Origin of the sequence: Pseudomonas trivialis, assembly GCF_036864995.1 — a bacterium.
GTDB lineage: Bacteria > Pseudomonadota > Gammaproteobacteria > Pseudomonadales > Pseudomonadaceae > Aquipseudomonas > Aquipseudomonas trivialis.
Genome location: NZ_CP142151.1, coordinates 1,122,366 through 1,142,061, shown reverse-complemented (window position 1 = coordinate 1,142,061; position 19,696 = coordinate 1,122,366). Strand labels below are relative to the sequence as shown.

Below are 19,696 nucleotides of genomic sequence, written 5' to 3'. Positions count from 1 at the left end.
AAAACCTATGCAATCGGTCAGGCTCATTGAGGTTATCGCCTGCCTGCGCAAAAACTGTAGGGATCAGACCGGCACGCTTTGCTGACCCATCCACTGCTCGAACGCCATCGCCTCCAACGGCCGGCTGATCAGGTAACCCTGGGCGGTGTCGCAGTTCCACAGCTTGAGTAACCTGAGGCTGGGCTCGAATTCGACCCCTTCGGCCACCACCCTGAGCCCCAGGTTATGGCTCATTTCAATGGTGGACCGCACGATCACGCCGTCACCGGCGGCGCTGTCGAGGTTGCGCACGAAAGACTGGTCGATCTTCAACTCCTGCACCGGCAGGCGCTGCAACTGCGCCAGCGACGAGTAACCGGTGCCGAAGTCATCCACCGACAGGCTGATGCCGCAATCGCGCAGTTGCTCCAGCACGCTGAGGGCCTGCTGCGGGTTGTGCATGATCGCGCTTTCGGTGATCTCGAAAATCAGTTGCCGGGCCGGCACGCCGTATTGCGCCAGTAACCCGGTGACACGCATGGCCAGGTCATCGTCGGCCAGGTCATCCACGGAAATGTTCACCGACAGCTGGATCAGCAGCCCGCGCCGGGCCCAGTCGGCGATCTGGCGGATGGCCTCTTCGATCACCCAGGCGGTGAGCAGGCCCATGCTGCCGGTGCGCTCGGCCAGGGGGATAAATTCGGCCGGCGAGACCAGGCCCAGCGTCGGGTGCTGCCAGCGCAGCAAGGCTTCGGCCTGGCACACATGGCCGAGCTTGAGGTCGAGTTTGGGCTGGTAGCAGAGCAGCAATTGGCCTTCGACGGGGGCGCGGCGCAAGTCGCGGATCAGCGTGATCTGGCGCTGGTGGGCCAGGTCGCGGTCCTGCTGGTAGATCTGCAGGTGGCCGGGCAGGCTCGCCGCATCATGCCGGGCGATGGCGGCGCGGCTGATCAGCTCTTCCACCTGCTGGCCATCGGCGGGGTAGGCGGCGATGCCGATGCTCACTTCATGGCGCACCTCGTCATCGCCGATGCGCCGGGGCTCGGTGAGCAACGCATGCAGGCGGTCGGCGCGGGCCACGGCGCGGTCGACCTGGGTGTTTTCCAGCAGCAACAGAAACTCGCTGCCGGCGATGCGCGCTGCCGTGTCGCTGGTCAGCAGGCTCATGGACAGGCAGCGGCTGGCTTCACGCAGCATTTCCTCGACGCCCTCCGGCCCGAAGCCCTCATTGATCACCCGATAATTTTCGATGCCCAGGTACAGCAACACCACCGGCCGCCGTGCGCTGATCGCGCTGCCCAGGCGCTCCATCGCCAGCGCGCGATTGGGCAAGCCGGTGAGCGGATCATGCAGGGCGTTGTGCGCCAGTTGCCGCTCGCGCATGGCGATGCCGCTTTGCATAGCGTTGAACGCGCGGGCCAGCAGGCCGAATTCATCCTGGCCGCGCACCCGCACGGGCGTGCGGTAATCCCCGGCGCCGATGCGCGCGGCGGCGTCCACTAGGGCACTGAGCGGGCGCGACACCCGCCGCGCGAGGAACAATGCCCCGGCCAGCGACACCAGCAGCACCGCCAGGGCGATACCGAGAAACTGCCGGTCGAGTGGTTCAAAGGACTCCAGCGCCTGGTCAAGCGGGGTTTGCAGCAGCACGCGCACCTCACCGCTGTCGCCGGTGTTGGCCAGGGCCAGCACCTGGCTGAGCACACGCTCGCCGTAAAACCGGGTGATCTGTGGTTCGGGGTTGAGGGGCGCCTCACGCAGCAGACTGACGACGCCGGCCTGCCAGCCCTCGGGCTGAGTGCTGAACAGCGGACCGGGTTGACCGCCATGCACGCTGATAAACGACACATCCAGGTTGCTCATGGAGCGCAGTTCGCTGGCGAACTGCGTGTCCATGGGAAAGCCCATGACCACGCGGGCGATGGGCAACGGGTCGTACACGTCTTTCTGCACCAGCAGGTAGGGCCGCCCGTCCATCGCCACGATCAGCATCTGCAGTCCCTTGCGCCGCGCCTGGCGCAGAGCGCCGTCAGCGGGAAACGGCTGGCCGCGCGTGAACACCGGTAAAGTGCTGACCACCACCTTGCCGTCGAGCCCCAGCACGAACACTTCGCTCGAACGAATACCGGAGCCGTGCCGACGCAGGGCCGCGAGAATCGCCTCGCTGTTGCCCTCGGCCACGGCCTGTTTGAACGGGGCATCGGTGGTCAGCCAGTCCAGACCGTAGTGCAGCCGGCGACCGCGCAGGTCGAGCAGGCGTTCGAATACCTCGCTGCCGGTTTTCATCTGGACATGCGCCTGGTTTTCCACGGCACGGGTGGTGGCGACCTTGACGGCGAAGTAGGTGGCGGCGACCACGATCAACAGCAACAGCGCCAGGACCGCGGCGATGCGGGTCTGGAAGGTGTGACGCCAGGTCATGGCGGAGCTTTCGGGAGAGGCTCGCCGTTCTTGACCGCTGGTGGCTGTCGGTATGTGCATTCCTTGCGGCCTGGTGGTGGGGTGTCAGGAATATATCTATTTTGGTGGAATGATTGGTTTTAGCAGATTGCTGAGAGGGGTGGCGGGTTTTTGGCGTTTTGGTTGGGTGAATATCCGTTTTTTGGGTGATGGCGGGGTATTGGCTCCGTAATGCCGTTCAGTTAAGCGGACGCAATGCCAAAAGCGACGAAGATCAAATGTGGGAGCGGACTTGCCCGCGAAGGCGGTGGGTCAGTCAACGTCAATGTTTGCTGGGCAGACGCCTTCGCGGGCTTGCCCGATCCCACAGGGGATCTGCGCTTGACTGACTGGCATTAGGGCTTGCCACAGGGATGTGGCTGTCTGGAATTTCGTGCTTTAAAATCAACACGTTATCTTGCGTTTGACAAGAGCTGGCATGCCTGCATTTTGGGTTGCTTTCAAACCAACCGAGCCCGCATCACATCCCCCCACCGCCGCACCAGATAATTATGCTCATCCATCACCGAATTCCACACCGCAATATGCCCCATACGCTGCTCATACGCCCCCCCATCACGCACCTCCCCCACCTCGATCAGGGGCAACCCGTCACTCCCCGGCAACTCCTCGCGCGCGGGCTTGCCGGCATACCAGTAATCCCATTCCGCCGCGCTCAAATGATCACGGCTGCGCGCCGGATTGCCAATGTAATACCCTTGCCGCGCCATCACCGCGCCCGGCCAGCCGGACAACCACCAATTGAGGTACGCATACGCCGCATCCAGCACCGGCCCCTGGGCGTGGCGCGACAGCGACAAACCGCCGAACCACCCGCGATAGCCTTCGCGCGGTACCGCCAGCCGGTATTTCACGCCGGCGCGATGCAGGCGCATCAGGGTCGGCGACCACAGGCTCTGGATATCCACATTCGGGCTGAGCATCAGTTGCGCCGCTTCTTCATCGTCCGACCAGAACGCCGCGAAGTGCCCTGCCTTCTGTTTGCGCACAAGGATGTCAGCCAGCACATCAATCTCTTCGATGCTCATATTGCCGATGTCGTTGAAGCGCGCCAGGCCCGCGCCCTGCACCGCCAGTGCCGCGTCCAGCGCGCCGATGGCAGCATCGCTTTGCAGCGCGGTGCGCGCGCCCCAGGCCGGGTCGAGCAACCAGCCCCAGCTTTCATTGCCGTGACTGAACCCTTCGGGCACGCGCTCGGGGCGGTAGGCGAAACTGTCGGCGTTGTGGGTCAGGGGCAGCATGCTGATGCGCTCGGTCACGCTGCTGCCCAGGCTGCCGTCGTGCTGCACGAACAGGCGCTCGCTGGGTACGCTGCCGCTGCCGAGACGATCGTTGGGCGACAGGCGACCGCGCTTGGGCAGGTCGTTGATCTCGTGCCACAGCGCGATGCGCCGCGTGTCGATAGGCTGGATCGCCCGCGCCGGCCACACGAAGTCGACGTTGTGGAACCACTGGTCATACAGGTCGTAGCTGTCGGGCTGCATCACCGCGATGCGCTGGGCCTGGGCAACGTCGTACACCTGGTACACCAGGCGAATCCCCAGCTCCTGCTCCGCCCTCACCCGCAGACATTCGAGCAGGGTCACCGACGTGCCGAGCACGCGCAGGGTGATCATGCCGCGAAGCGCCGCGAGAACACGTCGAAGGAGCGCCGCAGTTGCACGGGGTCGAGACCGCGCAGAATGAACACCAGCCGCGACTGGCGGTCGCTGCCCGGCCACGCGGGCAAGTGCACCGGGGCATGCAGGCAGTGCTGCACGCCATGAATGACGATGGGGGCCGAGCTTGCGTTCACGTTGAGCAGTCCTTTGACGCGAAGGATTCGTTCGCCGTGGCATCTTAGCAGCATCGATAACCACACCCCGAAACCGACCCAGTCGAGCGGCTGTTCAAACGTGAGGCAGCACACTTGCGCGTCGCCGTGGATGACGGTGGTGGCCTGATGCAGTTGCCAGCGGCGCACTTCCACCGCCGGCTCAGCGCTGCGCAGGCCTTCGCCGAGCAGCAACTGGTCGCCGCTGTGGATCGTGTGGGTGTCGAGGATCGGCGTGCCGGCATTGAGCGCCTGCAGGTGCGCGCGCAGCGGTGCGCAGTCGTCCACCAGGTCGGTCTTGCTCAGCAGCAGACGGTCGGCCGCCGCCACCTGGGCCAGCCATTCCGGGTGCAGGCGTTCCTGCAGGGCGGCGTGGCTGGCGTCGACCAAGGTGATCACCAAACCAATATGAAAACGCCCGCGTAGTTGCACGTCGTTGTTCAGGGTGGCGAGGATCGGCGCCGGGTCGGCCAGGCCCGTGGTTTCCAGGATCACCCGCTTGAACGGCGGAATGTCCCCGCGCTCGCGACGTTGCAGCAGGCCGAGCAGCGCGTCTTTCAACTCGCCGCGAATCGAGCAGCACACGCAGCCACTGGGCAGCAGCACGGTGTCCGGCGCGACTTCCTCCACCAACAGATGGTCGATGCCCACATCGCCGAATTCGTTGATCAGCAAGGCGGTGTCACCGAGGCTTTCACCATGCAGCAGGCGCGTGAGCAAGGTGGTCTTGCCGCTGCCGAGAAAGCCGGTGATGACGTTAAGGGCGATGCTCATGCTGACTCCAGATGGTCGAGCAGGCGTGGATCAAGCGGGTCCAGCGGTCGTCCGAGCATGGCCTCGGCCGCTTGCCACAATTGATCCAGACCGCTGGCCAATGCCTGTTTGCCGGTGGCCCCCAGCAGCAGGTACGACGCGCCCTGGAAATCTTCGACCTTGAGCCGGAACACCGCCAGTACCTGGTTGATCGCCGCGATCCGGCGCAGGCGTTCGCGGCGCCGGGGCACCTCGTCGCCCAGGGGATCGCTCCAGTGAAGGTCTTCGCCGAGCAATCCGCAGAGTCCGCACATGGTTACACCCCGCTCATGGCATGACGTCGCCGGAGTTCGGCCCGAGGGTCTGGCCGACGAACAGATTGCCACCCGGCTCGCTGGCCAGCAGCACGGCGGTGGGCGCCACTTCGTCGGCCAGGCCGAAGCGCCCCAGCGGCAGCTCGGCGGCCTTGGCGCGTTTCCAGTCGGCGCTGATGCCGCCCACCAGCGGCGTTTCAATCGGCCCGGGGGCGATGGCATTGACCAGCACGTTGTCCTTGGCCACTTCCAGCGCCAGGGACTTGGTGAAGCCGATCACCCCGGCCTTGGCCGCCGCGTAGTGGGTCAACTCGGCTCCGCCCTTGATGCCCAACTGCGAAGCGACGTTGATGATCCGCCCCCAACGCTGCGCGAGCATGTGCGGCAAGGCGCGCTGGCTGGCGATGAACACACTGGTGAGGTCAACGCGCAGCATGTCGTTCCACTGCTCGATGGACAGGTCGACGCAGCGCGCCTGGGTGAGCATGCCGGCGTTGTTGACCAGAATATCGATGCCGCCGAAATGCTCGACGCAGCGGTCGACGCTGGCCTGGGCGCCTTCGACGGAGCCCACGTCGGCCACGCACTCGACCACTTCGGCGCCGAGGTTGCGGCAGGTGATCGCGGTTTCAGCGAGGCTCGCGGCATTACGGTCGGCCAGCAGCAGACGGGCGCCTTCGGCAGCATAAGCGCGCGCGATGGCGGCCCCGATGCCGCTGCCGGCGCCAGTGATGACGGCGCGGCGATTAGAGAGAGCGAGCATGTAAATTCTCCTCAAACAAACACAGGTCCCATGTGGGAGGGGGCTTGCTCCCGATAGCGGTGGCCCAGGTAAAACAGCTGTATCTGACACACTGCTATCGGGAGCAAGCCCCTCCCACACTTGGATTGAGTACATCCCTCAGTCGGGCCAGCGCACGGTTAAACCGCCGTCGATAACGATGCTTTGCCCGGTCAGGTAACTCGACGCCTCACTGGTGAGAAATTGCACCAGCGACGCCACTTCATCCGCGCGCCCGACCCGCCCCAGCGGGATCGCCCGCGCCGCCCTGGCCAAACCCTCAGGCCCCAGCGAGTTCTTCACGTCCAGCGACTGCGGCGTCTCAATCAGCCCCGGAATCACCGCATTGCAGCGAATGCCCAGCGGCGCCAATTCCACCGCCAGCGACCGACACAACCCCGGCACCCCGGCCTTGGCCGCGGCGTAGTGGCTGTGTTCCTGCCAGCCATACACACCGCCGGCAATCGAAGAAATCGCCACCAGCGCGCCGCCTTCCTTCATGTGGCGGGTCGCCGCGCGAAAGGTGCGCATCACCCCTGTCAGGTCGACATTGAGCATCTCGTCCCACAGCGTATCGGTCATTTCCAGCAACGGTGCGCGACGCAGCAGGCCGGCATTGGCCACCGCGTAATCGAGGCGGCCGAAATGCTGCACCGCCTGCTCGGCCAGGGCATCGACCGAGGCGGTGTCGCCCACGTCCAACGGCAACATCAGGCACTCGCCGCCGGCCTCTTCCACCTGCGACACGGTAATGGCCGGGTCGTGCGGGTCGGCCGGATAATATCCGCCGACCACCGCAACGCCGTGGCGCGCATAGGCCACCGCGAGCGCCTGGCCGATGCCGCTGGCGGCACCGGTAATTACAGCCACTTTGCGACTCATCGATCACTCCTTACTGAACGGTTTCCGGGCGCACATGGCGTGCGGCAAACATCAGCACACCGGACAAAAAGCACGGCACGGCGCCGAACCACAGTGCGGCGGTCTGCCAGTCGCTGCCGGCGGACAACACCTGTGTGGCGCCAAACCCTGCGACCACTGCACCAATGGGCCCCATCGCGTGGATGATCGCGCCGCCGGTGGCGCGGATGCTGGTGGGGAAACTTTCACTGATAAAGAACAGCGCCGCCGAATACGGCCCGATCAGGAAGAACAGGCCCAGGCTGTACAGCCCCACCACCATCGCCATATTGCTCGGACCAAACAGCATGCCGGCGAATGACAGCCCGCCGAGCATCCAGCCCAGGCCGATGACGTTGCGGCGGCCGATCCGGTCGCCCATCCAGCCGTGGCTGAGGTAGCCGCAGTAGCCCACCAGGTTGGACAGCACGAGGATGATCAGCGAGTTTTCGAACGAGATGTGGTGCACGCTGACAATCACCGAGGTGCCCAGCACGCTGAACACCTGGATCGCTGCCCAGTTGAGCAGCAGTGCCGCGCCGATCACCAGAGTGGCGCGACGGGCCGGGCCACGGAAGGCTGCCTTCAAGCCAGCCTTGCTGTGTTCGTCATAGTCCACGCCATAGGTCACCGCGACGTTTTGCGCCTCGGTCACCTGGCCGCTTTTGCGCAGTTGGCTGATGCGTTGGTGAATCTGGAACTGCGGACTCTCCTTGAGTTTGCGCGCCATGATCGCAATGACAACGGCCGGGATGGCCGCGAAGACGAAGCAGCCCTGCCAGCCGATGATCGGCAGCAACAGCGCGGTCAACCCCGCCGCGATCAACGCCCCCACCGGCCAGCCGCCCTGCACCAGGCTGTAGATGAAGCCACGGCGCTTGGTCAGCCGCGGATCCTGCGAGGCGCCATACAGCTCGCTCAGGTAGGTGGCGTTGACGGTTTCCTCGGCATAGCCCAGGCCGCCCAGCGAACGAATCAGGATCAGCGGCGACTTGCCCCACGCCCCGCCGATGGCGGTGAGCGCCGAGCACAAGGCCGAGCCGGCCACGGTAAAGATGATGCCTTTGCGCCGGCCCAGCTTGTCGACCACCGGGCCAATGGCAAAGGCCACCACCGCCGTGCCCACTGCCACCCAGGTCGCGATCTGCGCCTGCTCCACTTCACCCCAGCCAAAGTGCCGGCCGATCTCCGGCAGCAAGGTGCCGAACAGGATGAAGTCATACACCGCAAACACCCAGGCGAAAAACGCGATCCAGGTGGCGAAACGTACTTCCTGGGACGACAGTTGCCGGGGTTTCCAGCCAGTCAGGTCAAGCTTGTTGTAGATGGACATGGGTCGCGCCTCAAGGGTGGGGTGAAATCAGGTTCGGGGTTGGCGGCGGATGAAGTCGTCGGCGATTTCGTCGAAGGTGACGAAGCGCACGCCGGCATGGCTCTGGATGTGTTCGATCAGGCGCTCGAGCATCAACAGCACTTGCGGGCGACCGGACACGTCGGGGTGGATGGTCATGGTGAACACCGCGTGTTCGTGTTCGCGGTAGACCCAGTCGAACTGGTCGCGCCACATTTCCTCGAGGTGACGCGGGTTGACGAAGCCGTGGCTGTTGGGGGCTTTTTTGATGAACATCATCGGTGGCAGGTCGTCGAGGTACCAGTTGGCGGGGATCTCCACCAGGTCGGTTTCTTCGCCGCGCACCAAGGGCTTCATCCAGGTGTCGGGGTGCTGGCTGTAGTCGATCTTGGTCCAGCTGTCGCCCTTGCGCACGTAGTACGGATGGAAGTCGTTGTGCATCAGGCTGTGGTCGTACTTGATGCCTTTTTTCAGCAGCAGCTCGTTGGTCACCTTGCTGAATTCCCACCACGGCGCCACGTAGCCGGTCGGGCGTTTGCCGGTCACCTGGGTGATCAACTCGATGGATTTATCCAGCACGATTTCTTCCTGCTCGGCGGTCATCGCGATAGGGTTTTCGTGGCTGTAGCCGTGCACGCCGATTTCATGGCCGGCGTCGGCCACCGCTTTCATTTGCTCGGGAAAGGTTTCCATCGAGTGGCCGGGGATGAACCAGGTGGTGCGCAGGCCGTAGCGCTCGAACAGTTTGAGCAGGCGCGGCGCGCCGATTTCACCGGCGAACAGGCCGCGAGAGATGTCGTCCGGCGAGTCTTCGCCGCCGTAGGAACCGAGCCAGCCGGCGACGGCATCAACGTCGACGCCAAATGCACAGAGGATGTCTTTAGCCATGGTGTGTCTCCTTAAATATTCAGTACGGATTCAACGGATAACGCGGCGCGCAACAGGCGTGCGTCTTCGCCGCTGGGGGCGCTGAGCAGCAGCCCGGTGGGCAGGCCCTGGGCATCGCGGCCGCTGGGCACGTTAACGCCGGGCATGTCGAGCAGGCTGCCGGGCATGGTCAGGCGCAAGGTGGCGAGGTTGGTGCTGACGAACAACGCGTCATCGGCTTCCAGCGCGGCCAACGGCGGCGCGACATGGGCCACGGTGGGGGTGATGAGGATGGCGCCGTCGAGGTCGTCGAGCAGTTGCTGTTGCAGCTGGCGGCGCGCGTCGGTCAGGTGGATCAATTGACTGGCCGGCAATGCCCGCGCAGCTTCCAGGCGCCGGCGTACGCGAGGATCGAGGCGTTCGGCATCGGGGCTGTCGAGCAGCGCCTGATGCAGGGCAAAGGCTTCGAAGGCGCCGAGCCAGCCGTGGTGTTTGATCAGGTCCAGCGTTGCCTGGAAGGGCGGGCATTCGCGCTCTTCGATCAGCGCACCCCGGGCCTTGAGTTGCTCCATGGCGCGCAGCAGGTTGTTGCCCACGGCCGGTTCGACGTCCTGTTGCGCCAGCACAAAGCGCTGGCCCTTGAGGCTGCGGGCGTTGTGCTGCTGAGTGCGGCCATGCAGCAGATCGTCGAGGGTCAGCGCATCGCGCACACTGCGGGTGAGCGGGCCGAGACTGTCGAGGGTGTGTGCCAGCGGGAACACGCCGTCGCGGCTATAGCGCCGGCTGCTGCTGCGGTAACCCACCAGACCGTTGAGGGCGGCGGGAATGCGAATCGAGCCTGCGGTGTCGGTGCCCATGGCGATGGGCACGATACCGGCAGCGACGGCCACGCCCGAACCGGACGATGAACCGCCGGGAATGCGCGGCTGATCAAGGCCATGGGGATTGTGCGGGGTGCCGAAATGCGGGTTCAGGCCCAGGCCCGAATATGCCAGTTCGCTGAGGTTGGTCTTGCCCAGGCTGACCATCCCCGCGCGGCATAACAGGCCGACCACTGGCGCATCGAGCAGAGCGGCCGGCGCATCGCGGCGGTAGGCGGCGCCCGCCGTGGTGACGCTGCCGGCGACGTCGAACAGGTCCTTCCAGGCCAGCGGCACACCATCGAGCCGGCTCAAGGGCTGCCCGGCACGCCAGCGCGCGGCGGCGGCTTCGGCTTCGCGGCGGGCGCGCTCGGTGCTCAGGCTGATAAACACCGAGGGTGAGCGGGCGGCTTTTTCGAGCGCCTGTTCGAGGGCTTGCACCGGGTCGTTACGGCCGCTGGCGAAATCCTCGGCCATTGAGGTGGCGTCTGACATCGGGATCAACCTCATAAAACGTACATATTAATAAAATGTACATTTTACAAAGGCAGCTTTCGTGCCAGTCTCTACATCGGCTTTTGCGCTTTTACAGCATAGCTGCGGGCTAGATGGTGTGCGGAGCGATAAAAATACTGGCGCAGCCCGCCCTAAGGGTCTTGAATGGAATAATGTATCTTTTAGTAAAAAGTACATTTTGGTGCAGAAAGGTAACACCAGCCCCAAAACAGCGCCGCCGACGTGGCGCAGAGTGACAGCTGCATCTATGAGAGAATCCGTCGCCCGTCCTACAAGGTCCCGAGAAACCGATGAAAGCAGTGTCCGCCCCGGCCTCCCGTTACGCGATGATTCACCAGGTATTGCGTGACTCGATCGTCAACGGCACCGCGCGTCATGGCCTGGTATTGCTCGAAGCGCCGCTGGCAGAACTGTTCGGCACCAGCCGCGTGCCGGTGCGCAAGGCGCTGGACCTGCTGCATGCCGAAGGGCTGATCTGCCGCTTCAACGGCCGGGGTTACCTGATCAACCCCGACGACCTGGCGATAGAGCCGCTGCGCCTGCCCCTGAGCCATGCGCACCTGGGCCTCAACGGCGAAGCCGAGTTGGTGGACACACGGCCGCTGGGCGAGCGCATCGTCGAGGACATCGGCGCGGCGCTGTCCACCTGCATCGCCTTCGGCCATTACCGCCTGGATGAACAGGCCGCCGCCGACCACTTCAAGGTCAGCCGCGCGGTGGTGCGCGAAGCCTTGATGCGCCTGCGCGACCGTGGCCTGGTGGAAAAGGAACCCTACTCCCAGTGGCTGGCCGGCCCGCTGACCGCGCGCGAAGTCACCGAAGACTACGAACTGCGCGCGTGCCTCGAGCCCGAAGCCCTGCGCCAGAGCGCGCCGAACCTCGACCGCGCAGAACTGCAGGCGATGCTGCAACGGGTGCTGGCAGCCCAGGACAACCCGCAGTGCAGCCTGCAGGCCATCGAGCAGATCGAGGAAGACTTGCACCAGCGCTGCCTGGCGGGTCTGCAGAACCGCAAGATGGCCGCGCTGATTCGCCAGGGTCAGAGCCCGATGATCATCAGCCGGATTTTCCATCGCCTGCTCGGCATCGGCGCCGACCCGGCAATGCTGGCCGAACATCGCCTGATCCTGGAATTGTTGCTGCACGGCGCCGTGGATGCGGCCGCGTTGAACCTGCGCGAGCACCTGCAACGGGCCAGCCAGCGCATGTTGCAGCGTTTGAAAGTGTTGTCGGTACTGCCGGAACAGCCGATTCCGGCCTACCTGCACAAAATCAGCTGACGGCGTCACACCGGTTATTTTATGCAATATGTTGCTATCGCCGCCGCACCATTGAAACCCTCGCTGCCCCGCCCCATCTAAGCACCATACTTCCTTATGCAGGTGCCCCATGAGCGACCAGCAAGATTTCCCTGATTACGACATCAACGATTACGCCGACCCCGAAAACGCTGAATCCGCTTCGTCCAACACCGGGCTGGCGCTGCCTGGGCAAAACCTGCCGGACAAGGTCTACATCATCCCGATCCACAACCGCCCGTTCTTCCCGGCGCAAGTGCTGCCGGTGATCGTCAACGAAGAGCCGTGGGCCGAAACCCTGGAACTGGTGAGCAAATCCGATCACCACTCCCTGGCCCTGTTCTTCATGGAAACCCCGCCGGAAGACCCGCGCCACTTCGACACCTCGGCCCTGCCGCTGTACGGCACGCTGGTCAAGGTGCACCACGCCAGCCGCGAGAACGGCAAGCTGCAGTTCGTCGCCCAGGGCCTGACCCGCGTGCGCATCAAGACCTGGCTCAAGCACCATCGCCCGCCCTATCTGGTGGAAGTCGAATACCCGCACCAGCCGAGCGAGCCGACCGATGAGGTCAAGGCTTACGGCATGGCGCTGATCAATGCGATCAAGGAACTGCTGCCGCTCAATCCGCTGTACAGCGAAGAACTGAAGAACTACCTCAACCGCTTCAGCCCCAACGACCCATCGCCGCTCACCGACTTTGCCGCCGCGCTCACTTCGGCCACCGGTAACGAGTTGCAGGAAGTGCTGGACTGCGTGCCCATGCTCAAGCGCATGGAAAAAGTGCTGCCGATGCTGCGCAAAGAGGTGGAAGTCGCACGCCTGCAAAAAGAGCTCTCCGCCGAGGTGAACCGCAAGATCGGCGAGCACCAGCGCGAATTCTTCCTCAAGGAACAGCTCAAGGTCATCCAGCAGGAGCTGGGCCTGACCAAGGACGACCGCAGCGCGGATGTCGAGCAGTTCGAGCAGCGCCTGGAGGGCAAAGTGTTGCCCACCCAGGCAAAAAAACGCATCGATGAAGAACTGAACAAACTGTCGATCCTGGAAACCGGCTCGCCGGAATACGCGGTCACGCGCAACTACCTCGACTGGGCCACCTCGGTGCCGTGGGGCGTGTACGGCAAGGACAAGCTCGACCTCAAACACGCGCGCAAGGTGCTGGACAAACACCACGCCGGGCTGGACGACATCAAGAGCCGCATCCTCGAGTTCCTCGCGGTGGGTGCTTATAAAGGCGAGGTTGCCGGCTCCATCGTGCTGCTGGTGGGCCCACCGGGCGTGGGCAAGACCAGCGTCGGCAAGTCCATCGCCGAGTCCCTGGGCAGGCCGTTCTACCGCTTCAGCGTCGGCGGCATGCGCGACGAGGCCGAGATCAAGGGCCACCGCCGCACCTACATCGGTGCCCTGCCGGGCAAGCTGGTGCAGGCGCTGAAAGATGTGGAAGTGATGAACCCGGTGATCATGCTCGACGAGATCGACAAAATGGGCCAGAGCTTCCAGGGCGACCCGGCCTCGGCGCTGCTGGAAACCCTCGACCCGGAACAGAACGTCGAATTCCTCGACCATTACCTCGACCTGCGCCTGGACCTGTCCAAAGTGCTGTTCGTGTGCACCGCCAACACCCTGGATTCGATTCCCGGCCCGTTGCTGGACCGCATGGAAGTGATTCGCCTGTCGGGCTATATCACCGAAGAAAAAGTCGCCATCGCCAAGCGCCACCTGTGGCCCAAGCAGTTGGAAAAAGCCGGCGTGGCGAAAAACAGCCTGACCATCAGCGACGGCGCCTTGCGTGCGTTGATCGACGGCTACGCCCGCGAAGCCGGGGTGCGCCAGTTGGAGAAGCAACTGGGCAAACTGGTGCGCAAGGCGGTGGTCAAGTTGCTGGATGCGCCGGACTCGGTGATCAAGATCGGCAACAAGGACCTGGAAAGCTCACTGGGCATGCCGGTGTTTCGCAACGAGCAAGTGCTATCCGGCACCGGTGTGATTACCGGCCTGGCCTGGACCAGCATGGGCGGCGCGACCCTGCCGATCGAAGCGACGCGTATCCACACGCTCAATCGCGGCTTCAAGCTCACCGGGCAGTTGGGCGAGGTGATGAAGGAGTCCGCCGAAATTGCCTACAGCTACATCAGCTCCAACCTGAAGTCGTTTGGCGGTGACCCGAAGTTCTTCGACGAAGCCTTCGTGCACTTGCACGTGCCGGAAGGCGCCACGCCAAAAGACGGCCCGAGCGCGGGCGTGACCATGGCCAGTGCGCTGCTGTCGCTGGCGCGCAACCAGGCGCCGAAAAAAGGCGTGGCCATGACCGGCGAACTGACGCTGACCGGGCACGTGCTGCCGATTGGCGGGGTACGCGAGAAAGTGATTGCGGCACGGCGCCAGAAGATCCATGAGCTGATCCTGCCCGAGCCCAACCGTGGCAGTTTCGAAGAGTTGCCGGAGTACCTGAAGGAAGGCATGACGGTGCACTTTGCCAAGCGCTTTGCGGATGTGGCCAAGGTGTTGTTCTGATCGTTATGCAGTGCCGGTAAGGGCCTCATCGGGAGCAAGCCCCCTCCCACACTTGAAGGTATTCACACTTCAAAATGTGGGAGGGGGCTTGCTCCCGATAGCGCCATCCGCCACACCACACACCTCGCCTGTCACACCTCGCTCCATCTTCGGTTATGCTCGCCCTTCGTCGTGTACAACCGGAGCCCCCATGACCGTTGCCCGCCTGTTTCTCCCCTTGAGCCTTGCCTTGTTGTCCGCGTGCGCCAGCGCGCCGAAGCAAAACATCACCGTGGACGACCAAAGCGCCTGCCCGCTGCAGCTCAAATCCGGTCAGAACCTGATCCTCACTCTGCCGAGCAACCCCACCACCGGCTACCGCTGGGCCATTCAGGACTCGGCCGGCGGCGTGTTGCGCGCGCTGAGCCCCGAGGTCTACAGCAGCAGCGAATCCGGCGTGATTGGCGGCGGCGGCCAGTCCACTTGGCGGTTCCAGGCGTTCACCGCCGGGCAAGGCCGTTTGCGCCTCACCTCTCAGCAACCGTGGCAGCCGGAAGCCGAACCGGTCGACACCTTCGACTGCGCCATTACGGTGAACTAGGGCCCCCCATCAGACAACCCGCGCACCGACGGGCCAAGTTGGCTAAAATGCCGGCCCTTCCCTTTCGTCGCCGGAACAACTGTGAGCAAAGAACCCGATCGCCTATTCGCCCAGCCCTTGCCCCTGGTGCCGGACTTCGCCTTTAACGAGGACGTGGTGCGGGTGTTCCCGGACATGATCAAGCGCTCGGTGCCGGGTTACCCGACCATCGTCGAAAACCTCGGCGTACTCGCGGCGCAATTCGCCCAGCCGAGCAGCGTGCTCTACGACCTCGGCTCGTCCCTCGGCGCCGTCACCCAGGCCCTGCGTCGCCATGTGCGCACGGACGGCTGCCGGGTGATCGCGGTGGATAATTCGGCGGCGATGGTCGAGCGTTGCCGTGAATACCTCAATGGCCAGGACTCGATGTTCCAGGAGCTGCTGCCGGTTGAAGTGATCGAGGGCGATATCCTCGCCTTGCAGTTCCAGCAGGCGTCGGTGGTGGCACTGAATTTCACCCTGCAATTCATCGCTCCGCACGAGCGCCTGGCTTTGCTCTCGCGCATTCGCCAGGCGCTGGTGCCGGGCGGCGCGCTGATTCTCTCGGAAAAGCTGAGATTCAATGACGCGCAGGAGCACACGTTGCTCACCGACCTGCATATCGCGTTCAAACGCGCCAACGGCTACAGCGAACTGGAAATCGCCCAGAAGCGCAGCGCCATCGAAAACGTCATGAAGCCCGACAGCCTCGAAGAACACCGCGAACGCCTGCTGGCGACCGGGTTCTCGAGCGTGGTGCCGTGGTTTCAGTGTCTTAACTTTGCCTCGTTGATTGCCTTGCCATGATTGATCTGTCCCCCCTCGCCCGCCATCTGGTTGGCACTCCCCTGGCCGTGTGGGCCCAGGGCCTGCAAGCGCAGCTCGATAGCAAGATGGAAAAAGGTCACGGCGACCTGGAGCGCTGGCAAAGCGCGCTGGATGCGCTGCCGGCCATTCAGCCGAGCACCGTCGACCTGCTGAACGGCCTGACGCTGGACACCGATTGCGACGACCAGACCCGCGCGCAGATGCACACCGCCCTGATGGGCCTGAGCCCGTGGCGCAAAGGGCCGTTCCACCTGTTCGGCGTGCATGTGGACACCGAATGGCGCTCGGACTGGAAATGGTCGCGGGTGGCGCCGCATCTGGACTTGAAAGGTAAACGCATCCTCGATGTGGGCTGCGGCAACGGCTACTACATGTGGCGCATGCTCGGCGCCGGTGCCGACAGCGTGATCGGCGTGGACCCCAACTGGCTGTTTTTCTGCCAGTTCCAGGCGGTGCAACGCTACCTGTCCGAACCCAGAGCCTGGCACCTGCCGTTCCCGTTCGAAGACTTGCCAGCGAACCTCGAAGGCTTCGATACGGTGTTTTCCATGGGCGTGTTCTATCACCGGCGTTCGCCCATCGAGCACCTGCTGGCATTGAAGGACACCCTGGTCAAGGGCGGCGAACTGGTTCTGGAAACCCTGGTGGTGGACGGCGACCAGCAACAGGTGCTGGTGCCCGAAGACCGCTACGCGCAGATGCGCAACGTGTGGTTCCTGCCCTCGGTGCCGGCCCTGATGCTATGGCTGCGCCGCGCCGGGTTCAGCGAAGTGCGCTGCGTGGACGTGAGCGTGACCACGGTGGAGGAGCAGCGCGGGACCGAGTGGATGAGGTATCAGTCGCTGAGTGATTTTCTTGATCCGCAAGATCACAGCAAGACTATCGAAGGGCTGCCGGCACCGATGCGGGCGGTGATCATTGCCAGGAAATAAACCACAACGTCCCTGACTAAATGAAGATCACCTGTGGGAGCGGGCTTGCCTGCCTCCACATTGGTTTCCCGGTGTCAGCTAGAAGAGGGTTTGGCTCGGCGGCCCTTGAAAAACTCGCTCAGAACGGCTCCGCATTCCTCGGCCAGCACCCCACCTTCAAACAATACCCGATGGTTGAGAAAGTCCTGGGTAAAAAACTGCCCCTGGCTCTGCACAATCCCGGCCTTGGGCTCCAGCGCGCCATACACCACCCGCGCAACCCGCGAATGCACGATCAAGCCTGCGCACATGCTGCACGGCTCCAGGGTCACATACAGCGTGCTGCCCACCAGCCGGTAGTTGCTGATGGCTTGGGCTGCCGCGCGAATCGCGACCATCTCGGCGTGGGCGCTGGGGTCGTTGCCGCTGATGGGGCAATTGAAGCCACGGCCGATGATTTCGCCGTTTTGCACCAGCACCGCGCCCACCGGCACTTCGCCGAGTGCCGCGCCTTGGGCAGCAAGGGCCAGGGCTTCGCGCATGAAGTGCTGGTCGCGGCTGCGATCGATGATCGCTGCGGGGCGAATCTGGCGCATCACACCACCTCGATGGCGGCCATCAGGCCGGTTTCCATGTGGTCGATCACATGGCAATGGAACATCCACACCCCGGGGTTATCCGCCACCAAGGCCACGCGGGCGCGTTCGTTCTTGCCCAGCAGGTAAGTGTCGGTGAAGTACGGCACCACCTTGTGACGGTTCGAGGCGATCACCTTGAAGCTCATGCCGTGCAAGTGGATTGGGTGCTGGTATTGGGTCATGTTCTTCAGTTCAAAAATGTAACTCTTGCCCTTTTCCAGCCTGGCAATCGGGCGGTCGGCGCAGGTCTTGTCGGTGATGTCCCACGCCTTGCCGTTGATCTGCCACAGGCTCGGCGGCTTGCCGTCATCCACCGACACCGTGCCCACCCATTCAAAATTGAAGTTGAGTTTCTCCGCATTGGCCAGGTCCGGCTCGCTGATCGGGTTGGCCGGCAACGCGGGCGGCCATTGGCCGGGCGCATCGGTATTGGCCACCGAGCGGAAAGTGCCCAGGCGCACCGGCCCGTTACGGATCGACAGCTCTTCACCCGCCGGCGGCGCCTTGATCGCCAGACAAATGCGCATGCCAGGCCCCAGCCAGTATTCCTTGCCCAGCGGGCGCGGTTCGATGGGGTTGCCGTCCAGCGCGTAGATCTGCGCGTCGACGTCCGGGATGTTGATGCGATAGGTCAGGGTGTTGTCGAGGTTGAGCAGGCGCACGCGGGTGATCTGCCCGGCCGGCAGGTCGATCACCGCCTGGGACACGCCGTTGATGGTCGACAGACGCCCCGCCGTACCGCCGCGCGCCGCCTCGCGTGGAATGCTGAACGCAACGAACGCGCCGTCTTCGTCCACATGCCAGCTTTTCAGGCTGAGGGTGCGTTCGTGCTTGAAGCCGGTGGGTTCGCGCTCTTCGATGATCAACGGGCCGACCAGACCACGGCCGAGTTCTTCGCTGCTGTTCACATGGGGGTGGTACCAGTAGCTGCCGGCATCGGGCACGCGGAATTTGTAGTCGAAGTATTCGCCGGGCAATACCGGCAGCTGCGAGACGTAGGGCACGCCGTCCATCTCCAGCGGCAGGCGGATGCCGTGCCAGTGGATGGTGGTGGCTACCGGCAGGTGATTGATGAAACGCACCCGCAGCCATTCGCCCTGACGCACCCGCAGCTCGGTGCCGGGCGCCGAGGGGCCGAACGCCCAGGCCTGGGTGATGTGGCCAGGGACCAGTTCCACGTCCAGAGGCGCAGCGATCAGTTCGTAATCGTGCCCCGCCTCGGACTCGGCGACTTTCCCCAGCCAGTAGCGATAGCCGCCCCCGGCGCCGACGCCTACAACGGCCAGGCCTGCAAGACCACCCAGGATTTGTCGACGGGAAAAGGATCGGGACACAACAACCTCGCGTATCAGCCGCAGGCGCAGGGCCTGCAAAGGGCGGATACGATACACCTGCGAGGGCTAAACAGTAAGGCTTCGCATTGCCACATAGTTGATTGCTGAAGCTTTGATGGCGATCAAAATGTGGGAGGGGGCTTGCTCCCGATAGCAGTGTGTCAGCCAGCCAATCCCTGTCTGACCCACCGCCATCGGGAGCAAGCCCCCTCCCACACTGGATTTTCTGCGTTCTTCAGGCTCTGGAAGCGGCGAGGATCAGCGCCTTCATCTCGGCCACCGCGCCTTTGAAACCGACGAACAGTGCATGGGCCACCAGCGCGTGGCCGATGTTCAGTTCGTTGATGCCCTTGATCGCGGCCACCGCCTGCACGTTGTGGTAGTGCAGGCCATGGCCGGCGTTGACGATCAGACCTTGAGCGAGGCCACAGTTCACGCCGTCGATGACGCGCTGCAGCTTGTCGGCGACTTCGGTGGGTGTAGTGGCCTCGGCGTAACGGCCGGTGTGCAGCTCGATGGCCGGTGCGCCGACACGGCGCGAGGCTTCGATCTGGCGCTCGTCAGCGTCGATGAACAGCGAGACTTCGCTGCCGATCTGCGACAGGCGCTCCACCGCAGCCTTGATCCGCGCTTCCTGGCCGGCCACATCGAGGCCGCCTTCGGTGGTGAGTTCCTGGCGGGTTTCCGGCACCAGGCAGATGTGCGCCGGGCGGATGCGCTCGGCGAACGCCATCATCGCTTCGGTGACGCCCATTTCGAAATTCATGCGGGTTTGCAGCACATCCTTGAGCAGCAGCACATCGCGTTCCTGGATATGACGACGGTCTTCGCGCAGGTGCACGGTGATGCCGTCGGCACCTGCTTCTTCGGCGTCCAGCGCGGCCTTGACCGGGTCCGGGTAGCGGGTGCCCCGGGCCTGACGCAGGGTGGCGACGTGGTCGATATTGACGCCAAGAAGAATGCGATTGCTGGTGCTCACGAAA

General features: G+C 63.9%; 17 protein-coding genes. 5 read left to right on the top strand and 12 right to left on the bottom strand.

Going from position 1 to position 19,696, the window contains the following annotated elements; genetic code table 11:
• Positions 1-63 precede the first annotated feature (63 nt).
• From VRB54_RS04985 to VRB54_RS04945, 9 genes are all read right to left on the bottom strand, one after another.
• Positions 64-2,400, bottom strand: coding sequence for a putative bifunctional diguanylate cyclase/phosphodiesterase (locus VRB54_RS04985; protein WP_338479753.1), 2,337 nt, complete (start codon positions 2,398-2,400; stop codon positions 64-66).
• Between the two features lie 479 nt (positions 2,401-2,879).
• A complete protein-coding gene (locus VRB54_RS04980; protein ID WP_338479752.1) occupies positions 2,880-4,055 on the bottom strand; it encodes a PotD/PotF family extracellular solute-binding protein in 1,176 nt (391 codons plus the stop codon).
• Complete coding sequence (locus tag VRB54_RS04975) at positions 4,052-5,026, bottom strand: GTP-binding protein (RefSeq protein ID WP_338479751.1); 975 nt, start codon at positions 5,024-5,026, stop codon at positions 4,052-4,054. Before VRB54_RS04975 ends, VRB54_RS04980 begins: the two co-directional genes overlap by 4 nt.
• The gene (locus VRB54_RS04970) at positions 5,023-5,319 is read right to left on the bottom strand and encodes a hypothetical protein (RefSeq protein WP_209989093.1); all 297 of its coding nucleotides are present in this window, start codon (positions 5,317-5,319) and stop codon (positions 5,023-5,025) included. Before VRB54_RS04970 ends, VRB54_RS04975 begins: the two co-directional genes overlap by 4 nt.
• A 13-nt stretch (positions 5,320-5,332) precedes the next feature.
• Entirely contained in the window at positions 5,333-6,082 is a 750-nt protein-coding gene (locus VRB54_RS04965) for an SDR family NAD(P)-dependent oxidoreductase (RefSeq protein WP_338479750.1), read from the bottom strand.
• A 138-nt stretch (positions 6,083-6,220) separates the two neighbouring features.
• A complete protein-coding gene (locus VRB54_RS04960) occupies positions 6,221-6,982 on the bottom strand; it encodes an SDR family NAD(P)-dependent oxidoreductase (protein WP_338479748.1) in 762 nt (253 codons plus the stop codon).
• A gap of 10 nt (positions 6,983-6,992) precedes the next feature.
• Positions 6,993-8,333: an MFS transporter gene (locus VRB54_RS04955; RefSeq protein WP_209989080.1), complete on the bottom strand. Its 1,341-nt coding sequence runs from the start codon at positions 8,331-8,333 to the stop codon at positions 6,993-6,995.
• A gap of 27 nt (positions 8,334-8,360) precedes the next feature.
• Entirely contained in the window at positions 8,361-9,239 is an 879-nt protein-coding gene (locus VRB54_RS04950) for a polysaccharide deacetylase family protein (RefSeq protein WP_003234086.1), read from the bottom strand.
• A gap of 11 nt (positions 9,240-9,250) precedes the next feature.
• A complete protein-coding gene (locus tag VRB54_RS04945; protein ID WP_338479745.1) occupies positions 9,251-10,573 on the bottom strand; it encodes an amidase in 1,323 nt (440 codons plus the stop codon).
• 311 nt (positions 10,574-10,884) lie between these two features.
• On the opposite strand from VRB54_RS04945, the gene VRB54_RS04940 reads away from it, so the two are divergent.
• The 5 genes from VRB54_RS04940 (at position 10,885) to cmoB (ending at position 16,762) form a co-directional block, all read left to right on the top strand.
• A complete protein-coding gene (locus tag VRB54_RS04940) occupies positions 10,885-11,874 on the top strand; it encodes a GntR family transcriptional regulator (RefSeq protein WP_338479744.1) in 990 nt (329 codons plus the stop codon).
• Between the two features lie 109 nt (positions 11,875-11,983).
• Positions 11,984-14,404: an endopeptidase La gene (gene lon / locus VRB54_RS04935; RefSeq protein ID WP_338479743.1), complete on the top strand. Its 2,421-nt coding sequence runs from the start codon at positions 11,984-11,986 to the stop codon at positions 14,402-14,404.
• 190 nt (positions 14,405-14,594) lie between these two features.
• Entirely contained in the window at positions 14,595-14,984 is a 390-nt protein-coding gene (locus tag VRB54_RS04930) for a protease inhibitor I42 family protein (RefSeq protein ID WP_338479742.1), read from the top strand.
• A gap of 81 nt (positions 14,985-15,065) precedes the next feature.
• The gene (gene cmoA / locus VRB54_RS04925; protein WP_338479741.1) at positions 15,066-15,809 is read left to right on the top strand and encodes a carboxy-S-adenosyl-L-methionine synthase CmoA; all 744 of its coding nucleotides are present in this window, start codon (positions 15,066-15,068) and stop codon (positions 15,807-15,809) included.
• Positions 15,806-16,762 carry a tRNA 5-methoxyuridine(34)/uridine 5-oxyacetic acid(34) synthase CmoB gene (cmoB, locus tag VRB54_RS04920; RefSeq protein ID WP_338479740.1) on the top strand — a complete coding sequence of 319 codons (957 nt, stop codon included), beginning with the start codon at positions 15,806-15,808 and terminating at the stop codon, positions 16,760-16,762. Before cmoA ends, cmoB begins: the two co-directional genes overlap by 4 nt.
• 74 nt (positions 16,763-16,836) lie before the next feature.
• Here the strand turns inward: cmoB and tadA are convergent, their stop codons facing one another.
• The 3 genes from tadA to pdxJ all read right to left on the bottom strand — a co-directional run bounded on the left by tadA (position 16,837) and on the right by pdxJ (position 19,692).
• A complete protein-coding gene (gene tadA, locus VRB54_RS04915) occupies positions 16,837-17,337 on the bottom strand; it encodes a tRNA adenosine(34) deaminase TadA (protein WP_338479739.1) in 501 nt (166 codons plus the stop codon).
• Entirely contained in the window at positions 17,337-18,713 is a 1,377-nt protein-coding gene (locus VRB54_RS04910; protein ID WP_338479738.1) for a multicopper oxidase family protein, read from the bottom strand. The genes tadA and VRB54_RS04910 overlap by 1 nt, the downstream gene beginning before the upstream one ends.
• A 235-nt stretch (positions 18,714-18,948) precedes the next feature.
• Positions 18,949-19,692, bottom strand: coding sequence for a pyridoxine 5'-phosphate synthase (gene pdxJ, locus VRB54_RS04905; protein ID WP_338479737.1), 744 nt, complete (start codon positions 19,690-19,692; stop codon positions 18,949-18,951).
• Between the last annotated feature and the right edge of the window lie 4 nt (positions 19,693-19,696).